6 protein-coding genes and 8 tRNA genes are annotated in these 9,457 nt (G+C 53.5%); 13 read left to right on the forward strand and 1 reads right to left on the reverse strand.

Features of this window, described 5'->3' with window-relative positions; genetic code table 11:
• Window positions 1–117: 117 nt before the first annotated feature.
• The gene (gene nagE, locus AC2CF9_RS07985; protein ID WP_484556799.1) at window positions 118–2,142 is read right to left on the reverse strand and encodes an N-acetylglucosamine-specific PTS transporter subunit IIBC; all 2,025 of its coding nucleotides are present in this window, start codon (window positions 2,140–2,142) and stop codon (window positions 118–120) included.
• A gap of 340 nt (window positions 2,143–2,482) precedes the next feature.
• On the opposite strand from nagE, the gene nagB reads away from it, so the two are divergent.
• The 13 genes from nagB to AC2CF9_RS08050 all read left to right on the forward strand — a co-directional run bounded on the left by nagB (window position 2,483) and on the right by AC2CF9_RS08050 (window position 9,457).
• Window positions 2,483–3,283 carry a glucosamine-6-phosphate deaminase gene (gene nagB, locus AC2CF9_RS07990; protein ID WP_150017521.1) on the forward strand — a complete coding sequence of 267 codons (801 nt, stop codon included), beginning with the start codon at window positions 2,483–2,485 and terminating at the stop codon, window positions 3,281–3,283.
• A 56-nt stretch (window positions 3,284–3,339) separates the two neighbouring features.
• Complete coding sequence (nagA, locus tag AC2CF9_RS07995) at window positions 3,340–4,488, forward strand: N-acetylglucosamine-6-phosphate deacetylase (RefSeq protein WP_484556721.1); 1,149 nt, start codon at window positions 3,340–3,342, stop codon at window positions 4,486–4,488.
• A gap of 7 nt (window positions 4,489–4,495) precedes the next feature.
• Window positions 4,496–5,716, forward strand: a complete 1,221-nt coding sequence (nagC, locus tag AC2CF9_RS08000) for a DNA-binding transcriptional regulator NagC (protein ID WP_150017523.1) — start codon at window positions 4,496–4,498, stop codon at window positions 5,714–5,716.
• Window positions 5,717–5,752: 36 nt separating this feature from the next.
• Window positions 5,753–6,505: an HAD-IIA family hydrolase gene (locus AC2CF9_RS08005; RefSeq protein ID WP_039383168.1), complete on the forward strand. Its 753-nt coding sequence runs from the start codon at window positions 5,753–5,755 to the stop codon at window positions 6,503–6,505.
• Window positions 6,506–6,803: 298 nt separating this feature from the next.
• Window positions 6,804–8,471, forward strand: a complete 1,668-nt coding sequence (gene asnB / locus AC2CF9_RS08010) for an asparagine synthase B (RefSeq protein ID WP_039383166.1) — start codon at window positions 6,804–6,806, stop codon at window positions 8,469–8,471.
• Window positions 8,472–8,688: 217 nt separating this feature from the next.
• A tRNA-Met gene (locus AC2CF9_RS08015) sits at window positions 8,689–8,765 on the forward strand.
• A gap of 8 nt (window positions 8,766–8,773) precedes the next feature.
• Window positions 8,774–8,858, forward strand: a tRNA-Leu gene (locus tag AC2CF9_RS08020).
• Window positions 8,859–8,879: 21 nt separating this feature from the next.
• Window positions 8,880–8,954: transfer RNA gene (locus AC2CF9_RS08025), tRNA-Gln, on the forward strand.
• Between the two features lie 34 nt (window positions 8,955–8,988).
• Window positions 8,989–9,063, forward strand: a tRNA-Gln gene (locus AC2CF9_RS08030).
• A gap of 30 nt (window positions 9,064–9,093) precedes the next feature.
• A tRNA-Met gene (locus AC2CF9_RS08035) sits at window positions 9,094–9,170 on the forward strand.
• A 6-nt stretch (window positions 9,171–9,176) separates the two neighbouring features.
• A tRNA-Gln gene (locus tag AC2CF9_RS08040) sits at window positions 9,177–9,251 on the forward strand.
• 28 nt (window positions 9,252–9,279) lie between these two features.
• Window positions 9,280–9,354: transfer RNA gene (locus tag AC2CF9_RS08045), tRNA-Gln, on the forward strand.
• Window positions 9,355–9,382: 28 nt separating this feature from the next.
• Window positions 9,383–9,457: transfer RNA gene (locus tag AC2CF9_RS08050), tRNA-Gln, on the forward strand.

Below are 9,457 nucleotides of genomic sequence, written 5' to 3' on the forward strand. Positions count from 1 at the left end.
ACCTCGAAGTAACGGAGTATGATCCACAAAGCGCTGAAGGGAAACAACCGTTTGTTGGCGCTTTTAAAACAAAAAAGGCAGGAATCGCTTCCTGCCTGATTGGTTAAACGCCTGGGGTTAGTTTTTCACCTCATAGAGCGGCGTTTCACCGGCAACAACCGTGCCGGTTGCCAGCAGCGTAAGACCTGCGAAGTCGTCGCTGTTGCTGACCACCACCGGACTGATCATCGAGCGCGCGTGAGCGTTCAGATAGTCCAGATCCATCTCCAGGATCGGCTCGCCAGCGGTAACGGTCGCGCCCTCTTCCACCAGCCGGGTAAAACCGCGCCCTGCCAGCGCAACGGTGTCCAGCCCCATATGCACCACTATCTCAACGCCGCTCTCTGTTTCCAGACAGAAGGCGTGATTGGTGTTGAAGATTTTCACTATAGTACCGGCAATCGGTGCCACCACGCGGCTATCCGACGGCTGGATGGCCAGGCCATCACCTACCGCTTTGCTGGCGAACGCTTCATCCGGCACCTTATCCAGCGCCACTACATGACCTGATACCGGTGCCAGCAGCGTGGCAATCGCCTTATGTGTCGCCGCGGGCGCAGGCGCGGCTGCTGCCACAACCGGTTTAGCCACAGGCGCAGCGCTGGCGGCCGCCACCGGGCCTTTGGTCAATACGGACTTCATCGCAGTAGCGATACTTTCCGCCTGCGTACCCACAATAATTTGCACGCTCTGCTTATTAAGACGGATAACGCCTGAAGCGCCGATGCGTTTTGCCACACCTTCGCTGACCTGTGCGGAATCTTTCACGTTCAGACGCAGGCGCGTGATACAGGCATCGATATGCGTCAGGTTTTCAGAGCCGCCAACGGCAGCAATATAGCGACGCGCCAGCGATTCAGTGGCCGTTTCACCGCTATTTTCCTGCATAACATTCACATCATAACCATCGGTTTCATCATCCGCTGCCAGTTCGCGGCCCGGCGTCAGCAGGTTAAATTTGCGGATAGTGAAACGGAAGACGACGTAGTAGATCACGAAGAAGACCAGGCCCTGCGGGATCAGCATCCACCAGTGCACCGCCAGCGGGTTACGCGATGAGAGCACCATATCTACCAGGCCGGCGCTGAAGCCAAATCCGGCAATCCACTGCATGCTGGCCGCAATAAACACTGAAATACCGGTCAGTACCGCGTGGATCACATAGAGCACCGGAGCCACGAACATAAAGGAGAATTCCAGCGGCTCAGTGATACCGGTAAAGAATGCTGCGAAAGCGGCCGCCAGCATAATGCCACCCACTTTTGCGCGATTTTCAGGACGCGAGCAGTGATAGATAGCCAGTGCCGCACCCGGCAGGCCAAACATCATGATTGGGAAGAAGCCCGCCTGATAGCGACCCGTAATGCCCGGAATGCCGCTGCCGTTAGCAATAGACTGCGCGCCGCCGAGGAATTTTGGAATGTCGTTAATACCCGCAACATCAAACCAGAACACGGAATTGAGCGCGTGGTGCAGGCCAACCGGGATCAGTAACCGGTTAAAGAAGGCGTATACCCCTGCTCCGACAGAACCCAGTTTCTGGATATGTTCTCCAAAGCTTACCAGACCACCAAAGATCACCGGCCAGACGTACATCAGGATAAACGCCACGACAATCATCAGGAAGGAGACCAGAATCGGTACCAGGCGACGCCCGCTGAAGAAAGAGAGCGCTTTAGGCAATTCGACATGGCTGAAGCGGTTATACATCTCAGCCGAAAGGATACCCACCATGATACCGACAAACTGGTTTTCAATTTTGCCAAACGCCGCAGGCACCTGCTCAAGCGGCATTTTCTGTATCATAGCGACGGCAGCAGGCGAACAGAGCGTGGTCACCACAAGAAAGCCAACAAAGCCGGTCAGGGCCGCGGCGCCATCTTTATCCTTAGACATACCGTAGGCGACACCAATCGCAAACAGTACCGACATATGGTCGATAATCGCGGAGCCTGACTTTATCAGCAGTGCCGCCAGCGCGTTACCTGCCCCCCAGCTGTCGGGATCGATCCAGTAGCCTACCCCCATCAGGATAGCGGCCGCCGGCAGCGTGGCCACCGGCACCATCAGCGCACGGCCGACTTTTTGTAAATAGCCTAATATACTCACCTTGTTCTCCCCCTATGAGACTGGCGTATCCCCTGGTACGGGTTGGTTTTATTATCCCGGCACCTGGCGTGTTGATAAGACGATTCTCTGCGAGATGCAGTGTAAAGATAAATTAATTCGCCTCGCAAATTAAAACCGCTCCGGTTGTGACTTTTATCACTTTAATAGCCAAATTAAGTCGCTTAATACTGGTCACTGCTACAAACTTATTTTATGATAAAAAATATCAACCACTCTTTTTCGCTGTAGCCTGCTGATAAACGCGTTAACCTCATTCACACTTGATCACGGCTGCTACAGCATATTCTTTTTATCTGTTTAACCGAGGTGCACTATGAGACTGATTCCGCTGGCTACACCTGCTCAGGTTGGCAAATGGGCAGCCCGCCATATCGTCAACCGGATTAACGCCTTCAACCCAGGCCCTGAGCGTCCCTTTGTTCTGGGATTGCCTACGGGCGGCACGCCGCTGGAAGCTTACAAGCATTTGATTGAGATGCACAAAGCGGGCCAGGTCAGCTTTAAGCATGTCGTCACATTCAATATGGATGAGTATGTTGGTCTGCCGAAAGCGCACCCGGAAAGCTATCACAGCTTTATGTATCGCAACTTTTTCGATCATGTTGATATTCCGTCAGAAAACATCAATCTTCTGAATGGCAATGCGGAAGATATTGACGCAGAATGTCGCCAGTATGAAGAGAAGATTCGTGCGTTTGGTAAAATCCACCTGTTTATGGGTGGTGTAGGCAATGATGGCCATATTGCGTTTAATGAACCCGCCTCCTCGCTCTCATCGCGTACACGTATAAAAACGCTGACGCATGATACGCGTGTCGCTAATTCACGCTTTTTTGATGGCGATGTCAGCCAGGTTCCTAAATATGCGCTGACTGTTGGCGTGGGTACGCTGCTGGATGCCGAAGAGGTGATGATTCTCGTGACAGGCCATGTCAAAGCGCTGGCGCTTCAGGCCGCGGTAGAAGGTAACGTAAACCATATGTGGACCATCAGCTGTCTGCAGCTGCATCCAAAAGCGGTTGTGGTATGCGATGAGCCAGCGACAATGGAACTGAAAGTTAAAACGGTAAAATATTTCCGCGAGCTTGAAGCGGAAAATATGCAGGGCGTCTGAGAGGACGATGTAGAAGCCTGCTGTCGCTGACAGCTGGCGCAGCCGGGAGAGAGATAATGTACGCATTAGTAAACGGTCGGATTTTTACCGGCTATGACATTCTGGACGATCACGCGGTAGTTATCGCGGACGGTATTATTGATCGGGTTTGCCCGCGCGCCATGCTGGATGCAGCGCTACCGCAACAGGATATGGCCGGCGCGTTTATCGCTCCCGGCTTTATCGACCTGCAGCTCAACGGCTGCGGCGGTGTGCAATTCAACGATTCGCCTGACGCGCTGAGCGTGGAAACGCTGGAGATAATGCAGCGTGCTAATGAAAAGTCAGGCTGTACCAGCTTTCTTCCCACGCTGATTACCAGCAGTGATGAACTGATGAAGCAGGCGGTGGAAACCATGCGCGCCTGGCTGACAACGCGGCAGAATCAGGCGCTGGGTTTGCACCTTGAAGGTCCGTGGCTCAGCCGGGAGAAAAAAGGGACGCACAATCCGGCTCTGATACGCCAGCCCGATCCCGCACTGGTTGACTACCTTTGTGCCAACGCAGATGTCATTACTAAGGTTACGCTGGCGCCTGAACAGGCAGGCAGCGAGGTTATTCGTCAGCTCGGCGCAGCCGGTATCATCGTTTCTGCCGGTCACTCTAATGCGACCTATGCCGAGGCAAAAGCCGGATTCAGCGCCGGTATTACCTTTGCGACCCACCTTTATAATGCGATGAGCCCTTTTAGCGGCCGTGAACCTGGACTGGTCGGTGCGCTGTTTGATTCGCCTGATGTATACTGCGGCATCATTGCAGATGGCTTACATGTCAATTACGCTAACGTGCGCATGGCAAAGCGGCTTAAAGGCGAACGGCTGATTCTGGTTACTGACGCGACTGCGCCAGCGGGTGCCGCGATTGATAAATTTATTTTTGCAGGTAAAACAATATACTATCGCAATGGCCTGTGCGTGGATGAGCATGGAACCCTGAGCGGTTCAGCACTGACAATGATTGAAGCAGTGCAGAACAGCGTAGAGTATTGCGGCATTGCCCTGGATGAGGCGTTACGTATGGCAACGCTTTATCCGGCAAGAGCCATGGGCGTGGAAAAACAGCTGGGCACGGTAGCAGCAGGAAAAGCCGCCAACCTCACTGTTTTTACCCGCGATTATCAAATCATCAAGACGTTCGTCAATGGAGAGAGCGTCCTCAGCGAGTAAGCATTGAATGACCACTGGCGGCCAGACTCAAATAGGAAATGTCGATCTTGTCAAACAACTCAATAGCGCAGCCGTTTATCGGTTGATCGATCAACAGGGGCCGATTTCGCGCATTCAGATTGCCGATCTCAGCCAGCTTGCGCCCGCCAGTGTCACTAAAATTACCCGTCAGTTGATTGAACGCGGTCTGATCAAAGAGGTCGAGCAGCAGGCCTCTACCGGCGGTCGCCGCGCCATCTCCATTATCACGGAAACCCGTCATTTTCATACCATCGGCGTCCGTCTCGGACGCAACGACGCCACGCTTACCCTGTTTGATCTAAGCGGCAAATCGCTGGCGCAGGAAGATTATCCGCTACCAGAGCGCACGCAGGAGACGCTGGAGAACGCACTGTTTAATGCGATCAGCGCGTTTATCAACGTGCATCAGCGGAAAATTCATGAGCTGATCGCAATTGCCGTGATCCTGCCTGGGCTGGTTGATCCGGTTAAAGGGATTATTCGCTATATGCCGCACATTGCCGTCAGCCACTGGCCGCTGGTCGCCAGCCTGCAGCAGCGGTTCAGCGTGACCAGCTTTGTAGGGCATGATATCCGCAGTCTGGCGCTGGCTGAGCACTACTTCGGTGCAAGCCGCGACTGCGCTGACTCGATTCTGGTGCGGCTGCATCGTGGAACCGGTGCCGGCATTATTGCTAACGGGCAAATTTTCCTCGGCAGTAACGGTAACGTGGGCGAAATTGGCCATATCCAGGTCGATCCGCTGGGGGAACGCTGCCACTGCGGCAACTTCGGCTGTCTGGAAACCATCGCCGCAAATGGCGCCATTGAAAACCGCGTACGCCATCTGCTGAATCAGGGATATCCGAGTGTGCTGTCGCTGGATAACTGCCTGATGCCGCAAATCTGTCACGCCGCTAATCAGGGCGACGCGCTGGCGTGTGAAGTGATTGAGTATGTGGGGCGTTATCTTGGCAAAGCGATTGCCATTGCAATCAACCTCTTTAACCCGCAAAAGGTGGTGCTGGCGGGCGAAATCACCGACGCCGACAAAGTGTTGTTTCCCGCCATTGAGAGCTGTATTAATACGCAGGTGCTGCGTGAATTTCGCAAAAACCTGCCGGTAGTGCGTTCACAGCTGGATCATCGCTCCGCGATTGGTGCATTTGCGCTGGCAAAACGCGCTATGCTGAATGGCATTCTGCTGCAGCATCTGCTGGAAGATTAATTGTAACCTGCCTGAGACGGCCTGACGGGATCTTGTATGACCATTAAAAGCGTAATCTGTGATATCGATGGCGTGTTGATGCATGACAACACGGCCGTGAAAGGGGCTAATGAATTTCTGCAGCGTATCCTGGAAAAAGGCATGCCGCTGGTCGTGCTGACTAACTATCCGTCGCAGACTGCTCAGGATCTGGCTAACCGTTTCTCCAACGCCGGCGTCGACATCCCTGACTCGGTATTTTATACCTCAGCCATGGCCACCGCTGATTTCCTGCGGCGTCAGGAGGGGAAAAAAGCGTATGTAATCGGGGAAGGTGCGCTGGTTCACGAACTCTACAACGCCGGCTTTACCATTACTGACGTCAATCCTGATTTTGTTATCGTCGGTGAAACCCGCTCGTTTAACTGGGATATGATGCATAAAGCCGCATTTTTTGTGGCTAACGGCGCGCGCTTTATTGCGACCAATCCGGATACCCATGCGCGTGGATTTATTCCCGCCTGCGGCGCACTCTGTGCCGGTATCGAAACCATTTCGGGCCGTAAGCCCTTTTACGTTGGCAAGCCCAGCCCCTACATTATGCGGGCTGCGCTGAACAAAATGCATGCGCACTCTGAAGAGACAGTGATCGTGGGTGATAACCTGCGCACCGATATTCTGGCAGGCTTCCAGGCGGGGCTGGAAACCATTCTGGTGCTCTCAGGTGTCTCTACCCTGAGCGATATCGACGCTATGCCGTTCCGCCCCGACTGGATTTTCCCTTCCGTCGCCGATATCGATCTGTTCTGACCGGCGCCGTGCATCTGCTGACGCCCTGCCCACCTGCCGGTGTGCGGGGCGTTACTGTTTTGGACCCCTGATGATAAAAAGAGCTAAATCGGCAAATTATTAGATATCATCTAAAAAAACAGCATTTATTTTGATGAATATTTAATTTATTCACCTGTGCAACACTCTATTTATCATAAAAACGTTATTTTGCTTGCGCAACCACCATCAATTAGCGCATTTTCTTATACATCACGCAGCGCAGGCTGCCGGACAAATGCAAAATAACATCGCCACAGGGTGAGATCAGGAGTCAGTTATGTGTTCGATTTTTGGTGTGCTGGATCTGAAAAGCGATCCTGTTGAACTGCGCAAGAAAGCGCTGGAGTCTTCCCGTCTGATGCGTCACCGCGGCCCGGACTGGTCCGGAGTGTTTGCAGATGATAAGGCTATCCTGGTGCATGAGCGCCTCTCAATCGTTGACGTTAACAACGGCGCGCAGCCGCTGTATAACGCTGACCACACCCACGTACTGGCCGTGAACGGCGAAATTTATAACCATCAGGCGCTGCGCGCTGAGCTGAGCGATCGTTACGCGTTTCAGACCGGCTCCGACTGCGAAGTGATTCTGGCGCTTTATCAGGAAAAAGGCGTCGATTTCCTCGATGACCTGCAGGGTATGTTCGCTTTCATCCTGTGGGACAGCGTTAAACAGCAGTACCTGATTGGTCGCGATCATATCGGTATCATTCCGCTCTATATGGGCAATGATGAGCACGGCAACCTTTACGTTGCATCTGAAATGAAAGCGCTGGTTCCGGTCTGCCGCTCAATTAAAGAATTTCCGCCGGGAAGCTTCCTCTCCAGCACTGACGGTGAGATCCGTCGTTACTGGCAGCGCGACTGGATGGATTTTGCAGCGGTTGCGCAGAACACCACGGATGCTGCAGGCCTGAAACATGCGCTGGAAGAGTCAGTAAAAAGCCATCTGATGTCGGATGTCCCTTACGGCGTGCTGCTCTCAGGCGGACTGGACTCTTCGATCATTTCGGCCGTTACCAAGCGTTTTGCGGCTAAACGGGTGGAAGATGCTGATAAGAGCGACGCCTGGTGGCCACAGCTGCACTCGTTTGCTGTGGGTCTGGAAGGCTCGCCCGATCTGAAAGCTGCGCAGGCGGTCGCCGATCATCTCGGTACCGTGCACCACGAAATTCATTTCACGGTACAGGAAGGTCTGGACGCCATCCGTGACGTGATTTACCACATCGAAACGTATGATGTCACCACGATTCGCGCTTCAACGCCGATGTATCTGATGTCGCGCAAAATCAAGGCGATGGGTATCAAGATGGTGCTTTCTGGTGAGGGCGCAGATGAAGTGTTTGGCGGCTATCTCTACTTCCATAAAGCACCAAACGCCCGTGAGTTTCATGAGGAGAACGTGCGTAAGCTGCTGGCGCTGCATATGTTTGACTGCGCGCGTGCGAACAAAGCGATGTCAGCCTGGGGCGTAGAGGCACGCGTGCCGTTCCTGGATAAAAAATTCCTGGATGTGGCAATGCGCATCAACCCGGAAGATAAACTGTGCGGCAGCAACGGAAAGATGGAAAAGCATATTCTGCGTGAATGCTTCTCATCGTACCTGCCGGAGAGCGTGGCGTGGCGTCAAAAAGAGCAATTTTCTGATGGCGTCGGTTACAGCTGGATCGATACGCTGAAAGAAGTGGCGGCGAAGCAGGTCAGCGATCAGCAGCTGGCGACCGCACACTTCCGCTTCCCGCACAACACGCCTGGCTCAAAAGAAGCGTATCTCTATCGCGAAATCTTTGAGGAGCTGTTCCCGCTGCCGAGCGCGGCAGAGTGCGTGCCGGGCGGACCTTCTGTGGCCTGCTCTTCTGCTAAAGCGATTGAGTGGGATGAGGCGTTCAAATCCATGGACGATCCTTCCGGCCGTGCCGTTGGCGTACATCAGTCCGCTTACAAATAAGCGCATCGCCGGATAGAGTAAGGGACCCGCTGCGGTCCCTTTTTAGTTGCAACTGACGCGGATGTGATCGAAAATTGCTGAATAAAGCGCCAGCCTGGTTACAAGCCAGACAAACAGGCGCCGCAAGGTAAAAAACGGCAAAAAAACTGTTGACGCTACAAAGCTCAATACGCATAATGCGCCCCGCAACGCCGTTGAAGGTAACGCGAAAAAAGATGGCTACGTAGCTCAGTCGGTTAGAGCACATCACTCATAATGATGGGGTCACAGGTTCGATTCCCGTCGTAGCCACCATCTTTTTTGCGGGAGTGGCGAAATTGGTAGACGCACCAGATTTAGGTTCTGGCGCCGCAAGGTGTGCGAGTTCAAGTCTCGCCTCCCGCACCATTTCAGTCTTCGGCAGCCGGATGGGGTATCGCCAAGCGGTAAGGCACCGGTTTTTGATACCGGCATTCCCTGGTTCGAATCCAGGTACCCCAGCCAATCCGATATGTTTTCGTGGATACGCGTTAACAGATGGGATATCGCCAAGCGGTAAGGCACCGGTTTTTGATACCGGCATTCCCTGGTTCGAATCCAGGTATCCCAGCCAGCATCGGGAAAAGCAGTAAAGCAGTATTATGGCTACGTAGCTCAGTCGGTTAGAGCACATCACTCATAATGATGGGGTCACAGGTTCGATTCCCGTCGTAGCCACCAGATAATTGGGGTGTCGCCAAGCGGTAAGGCACTGGTTTCTGATACCAGCATTCCGGGGTTCGAATCCCTGCACCCCAGCCATACAAAGACAATTTGATTAAACACCTATTGGGGTGTCGCCAAGCGGTAAGGCACTGGTTTCTGATACCAGCATTCCGGGGTTCGAATCCCTGCACCCCAGCCATACAAAGACAATTTGATTAAACACCTATTGGGGTGTCGCCAAGCGGTAAGGCACTGGTTTCTGATACCAGCATTCCGGGGTTCGAATCCCTGCACCCCAGCCA

The organism is Pantoea sp. SYBGC1 (assembly GCF_057197005.1).

What these genes read in the sequence shown, in the direction of transcription:
- nagB (WP_150017521.1), top strand. Translation starts at nt 2,483, where the DNA reads ATGAGACTGATTCCGCTGGCTACACCTGCTCAGGTTGGCAAATGGGCA.
- nagA (WP_484556721.1), top strand. Translation starts at nt 3,340, where the DNA reads ATGTACGCATTAGTAAACGGTCGGATTTTTACCGGCTATGACATTCTG.
- nagC (WP_150017523.1), top strand. Translation starts at nt 4,496, where the DNA reads ATGACCACTGGCGGCCAGACTCAAATAGGAAATGTCGATCTTGTCAAA.
- AC2CF9_RS08005 (WP_039383168.1), top strand. Translation starts at nt 5,753, where the DNA reads ATGACCATTAAAAGCGTAATCTGTGATATCGATGGCGTGTTGATGCAT.
- asnB (WP_039383166.1), top strand. Translation starts at nt 6,804, where the DNA reads ATGTGTTCGATTTTTGGTGTGCTGGATCTGAAAAGCGATCCTGTTGAA.